Genomic DNA, 17,346 nt, shown 5'->3' on the forward strand with positions numbered 1-17,346 from the left:
GAAAAATATAAAAGGAGGAGATTAATATAGGCTATAAAAATAACATCATCTTGATTGTCTTGCTTACAATACTTTCTGCGGCAATTTATTATGTTCAGTATCTCATATTTCATCAAACAGAAAACACTATATTTTACTTGCTGCAGGACCTGGCTTTTGTGCCCATACAGGTTGTGATGGTGACATTGATTATTAACAGGTTTTTAAATGTAATGGAAACCCGCAAGAAAATAAAAAAGATAAACGTAATAATAAGCACATTTTTTGTAGAGGCAGGAATATCTGTCATTTCAACAATTTCACAGTTCAACCGCAACAATGATGAATTTTGCACACACATAAAAATTAACGAAATGAACATGAAAAATGACTACAAACTAAAAAAATCAGTTCAGGAATTCAAATTTGATATTTATGCGGATCCTGCAAAGCTTAGTGAACTATATTCAATACTCAGGAAGTATAAGGATAATACATTGAACATGTTGGCAAATCCTAATTTGCTGGAGCACGATTCATTCACAGACATGCTGTGGGCCGTGTTTCATGTGGCAGATGAGCTTCAGACAAGAGGAGACTTTGACAGCCTAGACAAAAATGATATTGACCATCTTTCCAATGATATATTGCGTGCATATAAAGCAATTGTTGTGGAATGGATTAATTATATGAGCTACCTTCATGACGAGTATCCGTTTTTATATGCGCTGGCAATAAAGAAAAATCCATTTGTTATAACAAATATTGATGATTTTAAATAAGTAATAATGTAATAAACTATTAACTATTTAAGGGCGGGTACAGCTATGAAAAATGTACATTTGAAGACCTCCTCACCAGCATGATTAAATTTTCAAAGCAGCCTAATCATATTTTAGTTTATGAATAAAATTAAGTCAAACAATTACTAAATTTTACAACATGTTTTTCATATTAAAAATCATGGATAATACATAAAAACATGAACAAAATATTCATAAATAAAAAATAGAAGGTAACTAAATGAGCGCAATTGAAAGATCATATTCATATATTTACAAAAAATTAACCAGGGCAGTGAATCCTTTCAAGAAGAAAATAATCAAGACTGAGTGCATAGTGCACAAGTTCATTAACAACCAGTCACTTTTTATTTTGAAAAATGACGGGTATACTGAGGTCTACAACATCATGTCCAGCTACATTGAAGACATCAATGATGGTGCGGTTTGGGCAGATCAGGATTTTAAAAGCAGCAATCATTTTTACAATCCAAACACAAAAAAAGGGATGTATGGCAGCAGCAATGCTAAAAGAGAGTGCATTGCATATTACAAGAGGGCACTTATGGAGTATTTTTCTGGTGACATAAAAACATCCATGTTTTATCTGGGAGCTGCATGTCATCTGATACAGGATTTGACCATTCCCCAGCATGCAAATGTAGAGCTTTTGAACAGCCACAGAAGGTATGAAAACTGGGTTATAAAAATGTACAATGTTCATAAGAAGTTCAAAGTGTATGATTCCGGCATATATCTCGATTCAATTACTGCATATGTTGAGCTGAACAGCAAAAATGCTGTTGCAACATACAACATGTACACGGATATTACAAACGAACATCTCAGGTTTTTCAAAATAACGTCAAACATACTTGTTATGGCACAAAAAACCACAGCAGGGCTCATGTGCAACTTTTTTTATGACATTAAGAGGATAAAGGCATTGAAGGAAGTAAGGAAAAAATAATTACTTTCCTTTTTTGAGATTAAGCAAACTTTCTATTCTGAAGGAATCCATGAGGCACTGTACAACATTGTGATTGTCTAGGTCAAGCCCAGTGAGTTCCTCTATTTTTTTTATTCTGTAATTAAGCGTGTTTCTGTGTATGAAAAGCTGTTCTGCAGCAAGAGTTGCATTTTTGCTGCACTCCAGGTATTTTTTTAGTGTTTCGTGAAGTCCGATATCATAATTGTAAATTATTTTTAATGCCGGGTGACAATAGTTTTCAAGCATTGTTTCTCCAGAACAATTAAGCAGCATGTCATAACAGGAAAAATCAGTGTAGTCGTGAACATGGATGCCGGTGTTGAAATAACGGGACTGCTTTATGCATGTGACAGCCTGGTAAAAATGTCTGCTGAACTGGTTGATGTCATCAAATTTCCATGAAATACCCACATTTATATTTTCCTCTGAGGCCAGATTTTTCAACCTTTCTTTTTGCTCATATGAAACATTAGGCACCAGGACACCTATGTAACTTTTGTACAAAACTGAAAACCCGTCCTGAAACAACCGCTCAAGGTCAGTTCGCAAAGTAAATTTCAGGTAACGGTTTTTGTTGTTGAATGAAAACTGGGCAACAACAACCTGCATTGTTTTTGGAAAGCTTACCTTTGACATGTTAAGCATTTCAGATTTGTTTAATTCTCTTTCATCAAGCATGTTGTAAAGTATTGAACTGTGAAGAGAATTGTACATTCCCTTTGAAGAGTCGTAGCTGAAGGATTCAAACAATATTTCCCCAACAAGTGGAAGAACTTTGTAATGAAGAGTCTTTATTTTTGTATGATGTTCAATCATTATTAATGAACCGGTTATGTGTCCTTCTGAAATGATGCGTGCAACCAGCTTAGGCTGTTTGTCTCCGGGCAGAACAATAAGCTGTGAGTCTCTTCCTTGTTTGTCCCATTCCTTCATTTGCTTGTTAATCCTTACTTTTTGCATGAATTCGTATGAAAGAAAACCTCTCTCTACATTTTCAGCCCACAAGGGGTCCATTATTTCATATTTTGTTGCATGAGCAAGAACTTTCTTTGCTCCATCAGTCAGTATAATGGCGTTTCCCAGTAAGTCTGCTGCCATGTTCATTAAATGTGTGAGGTTTTTTTTGGCAAGGACTGCCTGAGTGAGTTCAAACAGTGCTGCTTCAAAGCGGAGCTCTTCAAATATTAAATCTCTTGCAAAGTTGTAAACAGCTGTAACATCATTTTTGCTGATGTGAGAAATACTGCTTCCTTCCGGCAGCACGATATTTTCATCGCAGCTTATGAGCATTATGGGTGTTTTGGGTTTTGTTCTTAATCTTTTTAATGTTCCCACATACAGAATTTTTTCATCCCACTGTGTGTCTTTGTCTATGAGCTTTACATCTGATATTTTTGCATTATAAAAGTTAATAGAATTTTCTATAGTGAATTGTTCCTGTAAAAGCTTTATCATTTCAATGTAACGCATGACACACCTCATGAATACGTATTCTTCTAATATTATACTCCATACTGAGATTAATTGCACATTAAATTGATTAAAGCACTCTATATTTTGTGCATTGTGCACAACTAAACTATGATTTTTTTGAACAGTGTATACATTTAAAGGTAAATAAAAAATTGTTATAATTAATTAACACTGATAATGTAAAAGGAAAGGAGTAAGTATGATTACATCTTATGAAATTTTTGTTCCAATCCTAATGGGAAGCGGGGCAGCTTTGCGAACAGGTCTTAAAGTTAAGCAAATGGGACTTAAAAAAGTACTGCTTGTTTATGACAAGGGATTAAAGGATGTGGGAATTGCTGACACCATAGCTGAAAGTCTTAAAAATGCCGGTATTGAAATCGTTGTCTACGACAAAGTGCTGCCGGATCCCCCTGATACAATGGTTGAAGAAGGAGCTGTAATGGCACGCAGTGAAAAGATTGACGGAATTGTGGCTGTAGGCGGAGGAAGCTCCATGGATACGGCAAAGGGAATAAATGTATTGATGAACAACGAACCTCCTATAATGCAATATTTCGGCGTTCAGAAGAATTTGAAACCGGGAGTTCCAATGGTGTTCATACCAACTACAAGCGGAACAGGAAGCGAAGTAACAAACATGTGTGTAATTTCATGCACATCAAGGGGAAACAAAGACAGCGTCGTAAGTCCTGTATGTGTTGCTACGCTTGCCATAGTAGATCCGGATCTCACTATGGGCCTTCCTCCAAAGATGACCGCAACAACTGGTGTTGATGCTCTTGCTCATGCGGTTGAATCCATTACAGGGGCACAGGCAAATCCTCTTTCTGATGCTCTTGCAAGAGATGCCATAAGAACTATCGCAAAGTATCTTCCGGTTGCTTGTCATGATGGTTCAAACATTGAGGCAAGAGAACAGATGATTCTTGCATCTACATTTGCCGGAATGGCATTCACAAATGGTCTTGTCCATCTGGGACATTCCATTGGCCACACACTTGGAGCAAAATTCCACATTCCTCACGGAATAGGCTGTGCCATAGCACTGCCGGAAGTTATTGAATACACATCAAGGACTGAATATAAAAAAGTCAGAATGATATGCGAATGTCTGGGTGCTTATGTTAAAGAAGATGCATCTCCTGAAGAAATTGGTGCAGAGGCAAAAAAAGCGCTGCGCGCATTGATAAAATCTGTTGGAATTCCAAATCTCAAAGAACTTGGAATATCACTTGAGGATGTTTTGAAAGTTGCTCCTTTAGTGACTCAAGATACAGGATTTGCATTGGTGCCGTACAGAATAACTGCTGCAAGAGTTGCTGAAATGCTTAAATCAGCTTACGATGCATAATAAGGAGGGTAATATGTGGTCAAAATTAGTAGTGGACATGAAAAATTTGTCTGTAAGTAAAGTTCCTTTTGATAAAGAATTTGAAGGGCTTGGGGGAAGGTCGCTCATTGCCCAGTACATGATAAAAAATGTTCCTCCCACCTGCAATCCTCTGGGAAGGGATAACCAACTCATAGTATGCACATCCATTTTTGCCGGAACAAAAGTTACAACTGCTCATCGATTGTCAATAGGAGGAAAAAGCCCACTGACAGGCGGAATCAAGGAAAGCAATTCCGGAGGTTTTGCCGCATATCAACTGGCAGGACAGGGAATTAAAATGATTGCTGTAAAAGATTTGCCGGAACAGGATGGACTGTGGATGCTTTACATTGACCGAAATGGAAATGCTTCACTGGAAGATGCTTCTGTGTACAGAAACCTGAACAATTATGACTTTGTAGATAAAATCCGTGAAAAATACGGCGACAAAATAGCAACCATATCCATCGGAAATGCCGGTGAAAGACTTTATAAAAGTGCATCATTGCAGATTTCCGAATTCAGCTCCGGACATCCAAGCCGTGCCGCTGCAAGAGGAGGACTGGGAGCCCTCATGGGAAGCAAAGGGCTTAAGGCTATTGTAATCGACGATCCACTTGAAAGATACAAGATTGAATATGCAGATGAAGAAAAATTTGAAGAACTTACAAGAGAGTTCAATAAGCTTGTGGCTTCTGGGGCACAAAAGGATCCTTTCCACAATATAGGAACAATTTCAACAATTGAAGCAACAGCAAACAACGGTATTTTACCTGTTGACAATTTTTCCGGAAAGTTTTTTTCTGACTACAGTGAAGTTGGAGCCGCCAAATTCATGACAAATCTTGCCTCCAGGGGAGGAAAAAATAAAATTTCATGCCAGCCGGGATGTGTTGTTCAATGCTCAAACTGCTACAACGACAAGGATGGAAAATACCTCACATCTGGTTTTGAATATGAAACAATTGCAATAATGGGGCCTAACTGCCACATAAGCGACTTAGATGCCATTGCCCAAATGGACAGAATTTGTGATAACCTGGGAGTTGACACAATTGAAATGGGAAATGCCATTGCCATGTGCATGGAAACCGGAAAAATAAAGTGGGGCGATGCAGAAGCTGCATTGTCTCTTCTAAAGGAAGCTGAAGAAGGAACGGAGTTTGGAAAAATCATGGGAGACGGATGTGAAGCAGTAGGAGTTCATCTGGGCTGCAAGAGAATACCTGTTGTAAAACATCAGTCAATGCCTGGATATGACCCCAGAAACACAAAGGGAACAGGAATAACATATGCAACATGCCCGCAGGGTGCAGACCATACAGCAGGACTTACAATGGGCAGGGCATTTGATGATGCTGGAAGAGCTGCTCAGGCATACGCTTCAAACAAGCTTCAGGTTGCCATTTGTTTTTCAGACAGCATGATGTGTTTGTTTGCATTTTCTCACGCAGCAGCAAATCTGCCTCTGTTAGCAGGATTAGTTTCATCTCTTTATGGAGGAGAACCTGATTTTACAAGGATTGCTTCTCTTGGTGTAAAAACCCTTCTCACTGAAAGGGCATACAACAAGATGGCAGGAATGACTAAGGAAGATGACAGACTGCCTGAATTTTTCTACAATGAAAGAAGCGTTGCAACCGGCTCCCAATTTGATATAGATGATTATGAGCTGGAAGTATTGTTTGATTTCTGATGATTACAGTTAACAATAGGGAAATTGAATTTCACCAGGGCATGACTTTAGCAGAGGCCATTAAAGAATCGGGTGAAATGCTGGACACAATGACAATAGTATTTATGGATGACAATGTGTTTCAACATGATAAGCTTCATGAGAAAATGCTGGAGGGCTTTGAAAATATTAAACTGTTGAAAATAGTTTCCGGAGGATAAATAACAGAGGCTTGCAAATGCAGGCCTCTGTTATTTTTTAAATTATATAAAATTTGATTAAAAGAAAACTTGCTGGGTAACTATAATATATGAATTGCAAATGAGAGGCGGAATTAAATGAAAAAAATAATGATTGCAGCTGCAGTCTTAGCGATTTTAGCATTAGCATTGACAGGCTGCTCCAAGTCAACAGAGGAAGAAAGCGTGAATGAAAAAATACAATATGTAAAAATCAGTCCAAAAGATGCAAAAGAAATTATGGACAATGAAGAATCAATTGTTTTGGATGTAAGGACAAAAGATGAATATGACCAAGGGCACATAGAGGGTGCAGTTTTATTGCCAGTAGATGAAATATCATCAAAGGCTGAAGAAGTTTTAAAGGATAAAAAGGCAAAAATACTTGTGTACTGCAGAAGCGGAAACAGAAGTGCCACGGCGGCAAAGACTCTGATAAAAATGGGCTATGAAAATGTGCTTGATTTTGGAGGAATCATTGACTGGCCTTATGAAATTGTAAAATGATGTATTCAAAAAACGTTAAAACACGAAAAGATATTTAAAACAACTCAGATTAAATGGAGGTACTATGAAACTTAAAGGAAAAACAGCAGTTGTAACAGGAGCTAGCTCAGGAATGGGAAGACAAATTGCATATTATTTCGCACAGGAAGGTGCAAATGTGCTGGCAGTTGCAAGGAGAATAGAAAAACTCAACGATCTTGTGGAAGAAACAAAACAGTTTGAAGGCAAGGTAGTTGCTTTTTCAGCAGATCTTGCAAAGCTTGAAAATGTAGAAGGAATGGTTGATGAAGCAATAAAGGTATTCGGAAAACTAGATATTCTTGTAAACAATGCAGGCATCATGGATGACATGAGCGGTGTTGGAGATGCAAGTGAGGAAATGTTTGACAAGGTATATAATTTAAATGTAAAATCAATGTTTTTTGCAATGAGAAAAGCAGTTAAATATTTTGAGGAAGTTGGCGGCGGCGTTATAATAAACATTGCATCAATCGGAGGAATAAAAGGCGGTATTGCAGGAGCAACATACACTGCAAGCAAACATGCTGTTGTAGGACTTACAAAAAACACAGCATACATGTACGAGCTTAAAAACATCAGATGCAATGCAATTTGTCCGGGAGCAGTGAAGACAGAAATTGCTTCAAGTGAATTCATGCAGAAAATCAACATGGAGGGAGCAAAGCGTACAGGAATAGGCCTTGCTTTAAATCCGCGGGCAGGCGAACCTGAAGAAATTGCCAAGGTTGCAGTATTCCTGGCAAGCGATGATGCTTCGTTTGTAAATGGCCAGTGCATAGCAGTGGACGGCGGCTGGACATCATATATGTAATATAAAAAGCGATAATATATTCCTCATAGTGTAGGGGAGGACCTTGTGTCCTCCCGAAGACAACAAAATTATTGATTTAACAAAACGGGCGGATACAAGATCCGGCCACTGAAAAACTATACATTTATTCACTGTCATTCTGAGGCGTAGCCGAAGAATCTCATGTTTTCAACAAAGATGAGATCCTTCACTATCGTTCAGGATGACAGGAAGGACTTTTTCAGTGACGTCTACAAGATCCGCCCCTACGATTTGAAAATTCAATATTATCAATAAAAATGGACAATTTTAATTGTCCATTTTTGTGTGATTTTATTCATATTGTTACACCTGGAACAAGCTGTCGATTTCTTCCTTTGAAAGTGAATTTATTAATATTTCACCTTTTTTAATTACGGAATCAGCCAGGTCGTTTTTATTCTGCTGCAGTTTTTCTATTTTTTCTTCTATGGTGTCCTTTGCTATGAGCTTGAAAACCTGGACCTTGTTGTTCTGACCTATGCGGTGTGTTCTGTCAGTAGCTTGATTTTGAGCGCTGATGTTCCACCATGGGTCGAAGTGAATCACAACATCGGCTCCTGTGAGGTTCAGCCCTGTACCGCCTGCCTTTAAGCTTATGAGGAATACCGGAGTTTTATCGTGGTTGAACTTGTTTGCCATTTCAAGCCTATCCATGCTCTTTGTGGCTCCCGTTAGCATGTAGTAATCTATGAAATTTACCCTCAGGTGATTCTCTATAATTGACAGCATTGTTGTAAATTGTGAGAAAATTAAAATTTTGTGTCCGTTTTCCATGCTGTTTTTTATAATTTCCATGCATAGGTCAAGCTTTGCGCTGCCGCCTCTATAATTTTCATAATAAAGAGATGGGTCGCAGCATAGCTGTCTCAGCCTTGTGAGCATTGAAAGAATTTTAATCTGGCTTCTTTCAAAACCATTTTCTTCAATTTCATTTTTAAACTGCAAGTTAAGCTTAATGAGTTCAGCTTCATAAAGCTTGCGCTGAGTTGATTCCATGTGGGTATAAACCAATGTTTCAATTTTGTCCGGAAGCTCTTTTAACACATCTTTTTTGAGCCTTCGAAGGATGAAGGGCTGAATTTGCCTGTGGAGCCTGTTCAGTACATCCTGATCCATGTCCTTTACAATGGAAACCTCATATTTATCTTTAAATTTCTTGTAGCTCAATAAGAATCCGGGCATTATGAAATCAAATATTGACCATAAATCAGCCAGTGAATTTTCAATAGGCGTTCCAGTGAGAGCAAAACGAACGTCGCTTTTTAATAACTTCACTGCTTTGGCATTTTGAGTGGTGGAATTTTTAATGTACTGTGCTTCATCCAATATGCAGTAATTAAATTCAACATCTGCATATGATTCAATGTCTCTTTTTATTAAATCATAAGATGTAAATACTAAATCGTAATTGCTGATGTTCTTTATGAGTTCCAGTCTTTGCTCAGCATTTCCTGCAATTATAAGAGTGCTTATTTCAGGAGAAAATTTTTCTGTCTCGCTTTTCCAGTTGTACACCAAAGATGTGGGGCATATAACAATGGAAGGTTTTTTTGCGTGTTCTTTTTCTGAAAGAAGAAGACTTATTACCTGCAGTGTTTTTCCCAGTCCCATATCATCAGCAAGAATTCCTCCAAGAGAATATCTGGACAATGATTTTAACCACTTGAAGCCTGTCAGCTGGTATTTTCTCATTATGGGCTTCAGATTATCAGGAAGTTCGAAGTCAGCATCATCAGATTCATTGATGCTGTGAATCATTTCCTTGAAGTTCTGTGTTTTTTCAGCTGTAACCCAGGAATTGTTTTTTAGGAGACTGTCCAGATACAGCGAACGATACTTTGGAATTTCAATGTGCCCTGTTTCAAGCTCATGGTTTGTGATATTCAAATCTTCAACGAGTTTTTCTACTGTGCTGAAATACTCATTTTCTAGGTTAAGGAATGATCCGTCCTTGAAACGAAAATATTTTTTCCTTTTCTTGTAAGAAGAAAGTATATCTTTTAGCTCTGAAGGATCAAATTCAAGCTTTTCTATGTCAAGCTCTATGAGATTGCTCACTAATTTTACACCCATGGACATGCTTTTCGGATACCTGATGTTGATTTTTTTAAAGTCATCGCTTATATTAACTTCACATAGTGCAGTCAGGTTATTTACTCCTGAAGTTATGAATTCATAAATTTTATCTTCATCTGTCATGGTGTATTTTGCTGTTGTTTTGTCAAATCCTGCATTTTCTATGGCTACAAGGATTTTTGTTTCTTCAAGCAAATTTCTTACAATGGTGTTGTCCTTGGGAGATTTTCTGAATGGATTAACATCAACATCTCCGTAATTGAAGACAACGCCTGCGTATATGAATCCCTGACTGTTGCAGTCCAGATAAATGCTTGCGGTAAGGGGCATAATGTTCAGTTTTTCTGTTGATTCTATATCTGTTTTAACATTTGCATGTTTTGAAATCTGCGGCAGCACTGCCGAACAAAATTTTCCCATGTGGTCCTTGTCAAGAACTATTGTTTTTAAAGGCTGCATCATTATTTTGTTTACTGCCGGGAGAACTTCAGCTGCAAATTCTCTTGAGCACCTGTAAAGTTTGTCTTCAACTATTACATATGTGAAATCCTTGGAATTTGTTATAAAAGATATGTACAGGTTTGTTGTAAGATTGTACTGACCGGTCAAGGGATCCTCGGATATGTAAAAAACAGCCTCAGGGTCTTTGTTTACAAATGTTATTTCCTTGAACTCATACTTGTAGCCGTGACATTCAACAGTGTTGTTTTCGAACAAATCAAAAAAACTGTCAAATGAATAAGGAAATATTTTAAAGGCACGGCCGCTTGTAGTATAGGCACTGTATGCACTTGCAGTCTTGGCTACAACCTGTGTGTATGTTTCTGCTTCATCCCGAAGGAACAGTGCCAGGGGAATAGACTCTTTTTCAAAGCCGCTGAGTTCATGATTGAACTCCAGCTTTTTCCCGTAAGAAATCAGTGTTGAATGTTTTATACAGCTTGCCAGTTCATAGGCATCTTTTACTACGTACTGTCTTTTATCTCCAATTGTGAATTCTATTCCTATTTCATCTTTTCCTGTTATGTTGATTATCGGCGTAAGGCTTACAGTTCCTTCTTTTTGTTCAATTTTCACGCTTTCTTTTATTTTGTTCTCATAAACTTTTATCAAATCTTCAAGAGGGTAGTTTCGAACCGGTGACTGATTTTGATTTTCCTTGAATACAACATTTCTTGAAGGAACTGTCTTCAAGTCGTAGCTGTAGTAAATTTTCATCATGGCTGCTGCAATGTGTTTGCATGCTCCGCGGTTTTCCTTGAATGCAACACAATTACAGGCAAAATCAGCAATGTCTCCTTCGTTGTCAATTGAAACAGATGTTTCATATGAAGAAGTGCCGGTGCCTCTTACCCTTGTGGTATACTTCAGGTAAAATCCCACAGTTTCCTGGTTGTAAACTCTTTCAGAACTGAATTTTCCAACGTGATTTTCCCTGTAGTAGGCTGCTCCTTTTTTAAATGATGATTCATTTACAGAGCAGTTCTTTATATCATCTAGGTTGAAATTGATTTTTTCCATTTATTCTCCGGTTTTTTATTATTGTTTGCATTTTGTCCGTTTACTTATTATATCACACAGATATAATAAGACAACGTAGTAAAATATTATTTGTTCTTTCTTAACCATAAAAACATTTTTGCAGGTCATATTTTGGGGTATATATAAGTATATCTTAATTAAACCGGATGCCCGGAATTAAACTATGCATATCAGAATTTCTCTGCGCGGATTTTTGATGTATGACATAAGATGCATTTTAAATAAATAATTAGAGGAGGCAGTATGGGTAACATAACATATGTTTCATGGGAACTCATAGGAAACTTTATGGAAAGAGCTTTTGTAGCTGTAGGTGTGCCTGCAGATGAAGCAAAAATATGCGCCGATGTGCTGATGGAAAGCGACAGGAGAGGAATTGAAAGCCATGGCTGCAACCGCTTCAAGACAATATATATAGACAGAATAAAAGAAGGAATTCAAAGCCCTGTAACATTATTTGAAGTTATAAAGGAAACTGCAACTACAGCTGTTGTTGACGGTCATGATGGAATGGGAATGATAGTTGGATACAAATCAATGAACATGGCAATAGAAAAGGCTAAGAAGTACGGAATGGGAATGGTTGCTGCAAGAAATTCAACCCATTATGGCATAGCAGGGTATTATGCCATGATGGCAGCAAAACAAAACATGATAGGAATAACCGGAACAAATGCGCGGCCATCTATTGCTCCCACATTCGGAGTTGAAAACATGCTTGGAACAAATCCCATAACATTTGCCATGCCCACAGATGAGGATTTTCCTTTTGTACTTGACTGTGCCACAAGCATCACACAAAGAGGAAAAATAGAATATTATGCCAGAAACGGTATGGAAACGCCAAGAGGTGCCGTAATTGACCAGGACGGTTTTCCCATGACAAACAGCAAGCAGATTTTATCGGATCTCACAAGCGGAAAAGCAGCACTTGCTCCACTTGGCGGTATAGGAGAAGACACGGGAGGGCACAAGGGTTACGGATATGCCACTGTTGTAGAAATACTTTCAGCTGCCCTGCAGGCAGGTAGCTTTTTAAGGATGTTGAACGGCACAAATGAAGACGGTGGGAAAATTCCATATCACCTTGGTCATTTTTTCATAGCCATAGACACGGAAGCATTCCTGGGAGCAGAGGAGTTTAAACATACGGCAGGTGAAATATTAAGAGAGCTTCGCAGTTCAAAAAAAGCCAAAAACCAAGACAGAATATACACTGCAGGTGAAAAGGAATATTTAAGCTGGCTGGAAAGAAAAGACAAGGGAGTACCACTGGGAATATCAGTGCAGAAAGACCTGGTTAATGTAAGAGATGAACTCAATATCAATATAACATTCCCATTTGAATGACAAAGTGCATTAGTTATTATGAAGGATTTTGTTCATGCAAAGCATACAGCTATCTAAAAAAAATCAAAAATTTTCCAAAAATTAAATAATAATTGTTGCATTTTTGACAGCAATGAAGTATTATATTTCCATACGATAATAGCAAACTTGTCGAAAGGCAAGGACGCAAAGCCATGGGTCTAAAGTTATTACTATGATTGCCAGGTTGCCGAAGAGAGATGGATAGATATATTCAGCTGTATGCTTTGGCATACAGTTTTTGTTTTTCTTAAAGGAAATCGTTTTTGATAAGGAGGAATGATTTATGTCAACAGTTGACACTTTAACCGGAAACGGTATGGATGACTTGAAGGAACTGCAGCAGAGATTGAACTATGAATCAATCAAACATCAATTCAGACCTAAACTGATCGGGGGCTTAAACGAAGATGATGTTTCTCAATATATTGAATACATTGAGGACAAGTTTCACAAGCTTGAGCAGGAAAACAAAAAATATATGGATTTGAATTATAATCTGAAAAAACAACTTGAAGTTCAAATTGAAGAAAATATGAGCCTACAGGAAAACATGGATGATTCAAAGCAAAGGATTAATATTTTTATAGCAGAAAATAAAAATAAAGATGCTTTGATTAAGACAATGAATGATAACTTCAGTTTGGAAAAAGAAGCATTGCAAAACGAAATTCTTAAAATAAAAGAAAAACGTAAAGAGCTGGAAAACATGCTTTCAGAAGCAAAATTCACAATTGCAGAATCAGAGGAATATAAATCTAGACTTGAAGAAAACAACAGTCAGTTGAAATCAAGAATAAACATTGTTGAAAAAGAAAACGAAAAAATTGAAATCCTTATGGAAGACATCAGTATTTTGACAGAAGAAAAAGCAAGTCTTGAAAAAATGCTGTCGGAAATTAGCATTAAAACAAATCAAGTTAATGAATATGAAGTAAGGCAGAAAGAACTTGAAAGTAAGCTTAATGACTTAGAACCTGAACTGAAGAAGTCAAGAGAATATGCAGCAGAACTTGAAGAAAACAGCAATGTAATGGCTGCAAAGCTGACTGAACTGGAAAATAAAACAAAATCAATGGAAGATTCCAATGCACAAATAGATAAATTATGCCAGGAGCTTAAAAATCAGCTTGAAGCAGAAAAATCAAAAAATGATAAACAGATGATGTATCTTGAAATGTCCAAACAGAAAATCACAAGTTTGGAAGCAACTGTAAAGGAAAGCATGACAGAGCTTGAAGAACAAAGAAAGATATCCGACAGGGCAGAACAGGAGCTGCAGCTTGAAAAGGCAAAGGCTTCAAGCAGTAAAATAAACGGATTCAAAGAAGAACTTGAAAGTATCTATAAAAAGATAGAAGTTCTTGAAAATGAAGCAGCACAGCACGTGAAAAACATCAACGAACTGCAACAGCAGCTTTCTTTAGAGCAAATCCGTGCTAACAAGGCTGAAAACAATCTCACGGCCTATTCTAAATTGGTTTCTGATTTTAAGGACAAATTTGAAAAGGAACAAAACATGCTGGAAGCACAGTACAGGAACTTTCTGAACAACCGCAGTCAGCTACATTCGGAAATAAGCGACTTGGTTGAAATCAATATAATGTAATAGTAAGTCGGATTGAATACAAGGGGAATCCCATATAACTGAAGTTGCTTGACAATCGGGATAGAGTTAAATATCCGATTACTGTTATGAAATTGCCGCCAAATATGGCGGTTTTTTTATAATTAGGCATTTGGCGTTGAATCCGGATATCAATACGTAGGGGAGAGTCTTGTGCTCTCCCGCAGATGCAAATATCATCGAAGAAACAACAACGGGCGGACACAAGATCCGCCCCTACGAACCGGCTAATCAGGCATTTTGCGGTAAATCATGGATATCAAGATGTAGGGGAGGACCTCGTGTCCTCCCGCAGAAAAATTATTGAAATAACAACAACGGGCGGATACAAGATCCGCCCCTACAATGTGGTTTTTCAATAGTCTGAGTATCAGCAATTATGCCGGAACTTTTTATGTATCAATAATCCTTGCTTTCCCATTCTGCAACGTATTTAGAGAGTTCATCTTCCATAATTGGCACGCGGTTGCCTTGAGCTCCGCAGTTGAGGCATTTGTCATTTTTAAAACCCTGTTTTGTACATTTATCCACCACAGTCTGGTCGCATCCGTAGTTGCCGCATTCAGTGCATCTGAATACAGGATTTTTGCACGGGTGTCCTGATTTAATTCCGTCACAACTTGCCACATGAGCTTTTTCTTCTTCAGTCATTTCAATATGACGTTTCTGGTTTAATTTGCCGCCTCTAAACCAAAACTTATTGTTAGGGGATACTTCTGGCATAAAAATCACTCCTCACGTATTTATTTAAATAAGATATACCCATAGAACTTTTACATAATCAAAATGAGTCATATTTTGTCAATTAATTTTGATTTCGCAAAATTTGACAAACATGATTTAATTAATTTTATTATATTTAAATTAACTAAAAAAAGTGTACCCTTGACAACAGTCGTCTGTATGTTATAATCAGGACGTTAAAAAAATATCATATCAAGGAGTACATATGAAATTGAAAAAATTATTATCACTGCTTTTGGCAGTAATGCTGGTATTTTCTCTGGCAGGATGTCAAAAAAATGAAGCTGAACAACCGGCTCAAGAAGAACCAAAACAGGAACTTGTAAGCACAGTTGCTCAAGGCGAAGGCACAGGAAAATATGGTGTTTTTAAAGTGGATGTTACTTTGGAAAATTCCGAAATAAAGGATATAAAAGTTACAGAAAGCTCTGAATCAGGATTCACTGAACCTGTTATAGCTCAGCTTACTAAGGAAATGATCGACACTAACTCTGTTGATGTAGATGCTGTTACAGGAGCGACTTTAACAAGCTTTGCTTTTATTAACAGCGTTAAGGATGCAGTTGAAAAATCTGGCGCAGTATTGACTGCTAAAGAAGTTCAAACTGAAGAAGAAAAAGTTGAAGATATTACTACAGACATTGTAATTGTAGGTGCCGGCGGAGCTGGTCTTTCTGCTGCAATTGAAGCTACAAATGCTGGAGCAAAAGTAGTTGTTGTAGAAAAGAATGCCTTCATGGGTGGAAACACTAACTATGCAACAGGCGGTATGAATGCTGCAGGAACAAAATATCAGGAAGCTAAAGGAATACAGGACAGTCCTGCACTTTACTATGCTGATACAATGAAGGGTGGAAAAGACCTGAACAATCCTGAACTTTTAAAAGTTTTGACTGAAAAATCTGCTGAAACACTTTACTGGCTTGAAAGCCTCGGAGCTGATCTGTCAGAAGTTGGAAGATCAGGCGGACAAAGCGTTGACAGAATTCATAAAGGACCTGGAGGAATGCCTGTTGGAACTCACTTGATGGATGTATTTGGAACTCAGGTAGAAACTCTTGGCATTGAAGTAAAATTAAACACAAAGGCTGTTGAAATATTGTCTGAAGGCAATGTTGTAAAAGGAATAAAAGTTGAAAACAAAGATGGAAATTCATACAACATAAATGCAAAAGCTGTAATTCTTGCATCAGGCGGTTTCGGAGCAAACCCTGAATTGGTTGTAAAATTCAAGCCTGAACTTGAAGGCTTCGGAACAACTAATGCACCGGGAGCAAAAGGAGATGCTTTGGCAATGGTTGAAAAACTTGATGTATCATTGACAGACATCGAGCAGATTCAAACTCACCCTACTGTAGTTCCTAGAATCAATGAAATGATTACAGAAGGTATAAGAGGAGACGGAGCTATACTTGTAAACCATGATGGCCTAAGATTCATAGACGAACTTAAAACAAGAGACGTTGTATCAAAAGCTATACTTGAGCAGGAAGGAAAAACAGCTTTCCTTGTTCTTGACAAACAAGTTTATGAAAAAGCTTCAACATATGAAAAATACAAAAACCAGGGACTTTTGAAGGAAGCACAGACTCTTTCAGAACTTGCAGGAATCATGAAAGTTGATGCTACTGCATTGGAAGCAACAGTAAGAGAATACAATGAAGCTGTAAAAGCTAAATCAGATGTAGAATTTGGAAGAACTTCACTGGATGTTGAACTTATATCAGCACCTTATTATGCAGTAGAAATTTCTCCTGCAATCCACCACACAATGGGTGGAGTAACAATCAATACAAGCACTCAGGTTATGAACAATTCAGGAGTTGCAGTTGAAGGATTGTTTGCAGCAGGTGAAGTTACAGGCGGCGTACACGGCGGAAACAGAATAGGCGGAAATGCAGTAACTGACATAACTGTATTTGGTAAAATAGCAGGAGCTAACGCAGCTGCTTTTGTAGGTAAATAAATATTAAAAAAAATCCAGCAATCAAAATTGCTGGATTTTTTTAATGTAAGCGGAGGATTACTGTCCTCAAACCGCGGGCGGATACAAGATCCGCCCCTACGCGCAGGCAATTTAGCATAAGCGATAAATTATAAATCCCGGGTTGTAGG

13 protein-coding genes and 1 riboswitch are annotated in these 17,346 nt (G+C 37.6%); of the genes, 10 read left to right on the top strand and 3 right to left on the bottom strand.

From position 1 onward, the window contains the following. The first annotated feature begins 50 nt into the window (after positions 1-50). Positions 51-761 (top strand): hypothetical protein, encoded by a 711-nt coding sequence (locus LY60_RS11640; protein WP_170226197.1) that lies wholly within the window; start codon positions 51-53, stop codon positions 759-761. Positions 762-1,002: 241 nt separating this feature from the next. After that, on the top strand, positions 1,003-1,731 hold the full coding sequence (locus LY60_RS11645; RefSeq protein WP_145083828.1) for a zinc dependent phospholipase C family protein: 729 nt from the start codon (positions 1,003-1,005) through the stop codon (positions 1,729-1,731). Here LY60_RS11645 and LY60_RS11650 read toward each other — a convergent pair whose 3' ends face one another. Further along, positions 1,732-3,222, bottom strand: a complete 1,491-nt coding sequence (locus tag LY60_RS11650; RefSeq protein ID WP_170226198.1) for a PucR family transcriptional regulator — start codon at positions 3,220-3,222, stop codon at positions 1,732-1,734. A gap of 202 nt (positions 3,223-3,424) precedes the next feature. Here LY60_RS11650 and LY60_RS11655 point away from each other — a divergent pair, with 202 nt between their 5' ends. The 5 genes from LY60_RS11655 to LY60_RS11675 all read left to right on the top strand — a co-directional run bounded on the left by LY60_RS11655 (position 3,425) and on the right by LY60_RS11675 (position 7,853). After that, positions 3,425-4,579 (top strand): iron-containing alcohol dehydrogenase, encoded by a 1,155-nt coding sequence (locus LY60_RS11655; protein WP_145083835.1) that lies wholly within the window; start codon positions 3,425-3,427, stop codon positions 4,577-4,579. A 13-nt stretch (positions 4,580-4,592) separates the two neighbouring features. Further along, the gene (locus tag LY60_RS11660) at positions 4,593-6,296 is read left to right on the top strand and encodes an aldehyde ferredoxin oxidoreductase C-terminal domain-containing protein (protein WP_170226199.1); all 1,704 of its coding nucleotides are present in this window, start codon (positions 4,593-4,595) and stop codon (positions 6,294-6,296) included. Then, positions 6,296-6,496: a hypothetical protein gene (locus tag LY60_RS11665; RefSeq protein WP_145083841.1), complete on the top strand. Its 201-nt coding sequence runs from the start codon at positions 6,296-6,298 to the stop codon at positions 6,494-6,496. Before LY60_RS11660 ends, LY60_RS11665 begins: the two co-directional genes overlap by 1 nt. Positions 6,497-6,613: 117 nt before the next feature. Next, positions 6,614-7,021 carry a rhodanese-like domain-containing protein gene (locus LY60_RS11670; RefSeq protein WP_145083843.1) on the top strand — a complete coding sequence of 136 codons (408 nt, stop codon included), beginning with the start codon at positions 6,614-6,616 and terminating at the stop codon, positions 7,019-7,021. A gap of 64 nt (positions 7,022-7,085) precedes the next feature. Further along, on the top strand, positions 7,086-7,853 hold the full coding sequence (locus LY60_RS11675; protein ID WP_145083846.1) for a glucose 1-dehydrogenase: 768 nt from the start codon (positions 7,086-7,088) through the stop codon (positions 7,851-7,853). 324 nt (positions 7,854-8,177) lie between these two features. Here the strand turns inward: LY60_RS11675 and LY60_RS11680 are convergent, their stop codons facing one another. Further along, complete coding sequence (locus tag LY60_RS11680; protein ID WP_145083848.1) at positions 8,178-11,471, bottom strand: SNF2 helicase associated domain-containing protein; 3,294 nt, start codon at positions 11,469-11,471, stop codon at positions 8,178-8,180. A gap of 264 nt (positions 11,472-11,735) precedes the next feature. Between LY60_RS11680 and LY60_RS11685 the strand changes: the two genes are divergently transcribed. Next, positions 11,736-12,842: an Ldh family oxidoreductase gene (locus tag LY60_RS11685; protein WP_145083850.1), complete on the top strand. Its 1,107-nt coding sequence runs from the start codon at positions 11,736-11,738 to the stop codon at positions 12,840-12,842. Positions 12,843-12,972: 130 nt separating this feature from the next. Beyond that, positions 12,973-13,055: riboswitch (cyclic di-GMP riboswitch) on the top strand. Between the two features lie 91 nt (positions 13,056-13,146). Further along, positions 13,147-14,469: a coiled-coil domain-containing protein gene (locus tag LY60_RS11690; RefSeq protein ID WP_145083853.1), complete on the top strand. Its 1,323-nt coding sequence runs from the start codon at positions 13,147-13,149 to the stop codon at positions 14,467-14,469. A 417-nt stretch (positions 14,470-14,886) separates the two neighbouring features. Here LY60_RS11690 and LY60_RS11695 read toward each other — a convergent pair whose 3' ends face one another. Then, positions 14,887-15,210, bottom strand: coding sequence for a hypothetical protein (locus LY60_RS11695; protein WP_145083857.1), 324 nt, complete (start codon positions 15,208-15,210; stop codon positions 14,887-14,889). A gap of 226 nt (positions 15,211-15,436) precedes the next feature. Between LY60_RS11695 and LY60_RS11700 the strand changes: the two genes are divergently transcribed. Next, positions 15,437-17,197 carry a flavocytochrome c gene (locus tag LY60_RS11700; protein WP_145083860.1) on the top strand — a complete coding sequence of 587 codons (1,761 nt, stop codon included), beginning with the start codon at positions 15,437-15,439 and terminating at the stop codon, positions 17,195-17,197. Positions 17,198-17,346: the final 149 nt, after the last annotated feature.

The organism is Sedimentibacter saalensis (assembly GCF_007830175.1).
Lineage (GTDB): Bacteria > Bacillota > Clostridia > Tissierellales > Sedimentibacteraceae > Sedimentibacter > Sedimentibacter saalensis.

Coding starts and splice junctions, on each gene's coding strand:
- LY60_RS11645 (WP_145083828.1), top strand. CDS start 1,003: ATGAGCGCAATTGAAAGATCATATTCATATATTTACAAAAAATTAACC.
- LY60_RS11650 (WP_170226198.1), bottom strand. CDS start 3,222: ATGCGTTACATTGAAATGATAAAGCTTTTACAGGAACAATTCACTATA.
- LY60_RS11655 (WP_145083835.1), top strand. CDS start 3,425: ATGATTACATCTTATGAAATTTTTGTTCCAATCCTAATGGGAAGCGGG.
- LY60_RS11660 (WP_170226199.1), top strand. CDS start 4,593: ATGTGGTCAAAATTAGTAGTGGACATGAAAAATTTGTCTGTAAGTAAA.
- LY60_RS11665 (WP_145083841.1), top strand. CDS start 6,296: ATGATTACAGTTAACAATAGGGAAATTGAATTTCACCAGGGCATGACT.
- LY60_RS11670 (WP_145083843.1), top strand. CDS start 6,614: ATGAAAAAAATAATGATTGCAGCTGCAGTCTTAGCGATTTTAGCATTA.
- LY60_RS11675 (WP_145083846.1), top strand. CDS start 7,086: ATGAAACTTAAAGGAAAAACAGCAGTTGTAACAGGAGCTAGCTCAGGA.
- LY60_RS11680 (WP_145083848.1), bottom strand. CDS start 11,471: ATGGAAAAAATCAATTTCAACCTAGATGATATAAAGAACTGCTCTGTA.
- LY60_RS11685 (WP_145083850.1), top strand. CDS start 11,736: ATGGGTAACATAACATATGTTTCATGGGAACTCATAGGAAACTTTATG.
- LY60_RS11690 (WP_145083853.1), top strand. CDS start 13,147: ATGTCAACAGTTGACACTTTAACCGGAAACGGTATGGATGACTTGAAG.
- LY60_RS11695 (WP_145083857.1), bottom strand. CDS start 15,210: ATGCCAGAAGTATCCCCTAACAATAAGTTTTGGTTTAGAGGCGGCAAA.
- LY60_RS11700 (WP_145083860.1), top strand. CDS start 15,437: ATGAAATTGAAAAAATTATTATCACTGCTTTTGGCAGTAATGCTGGTA.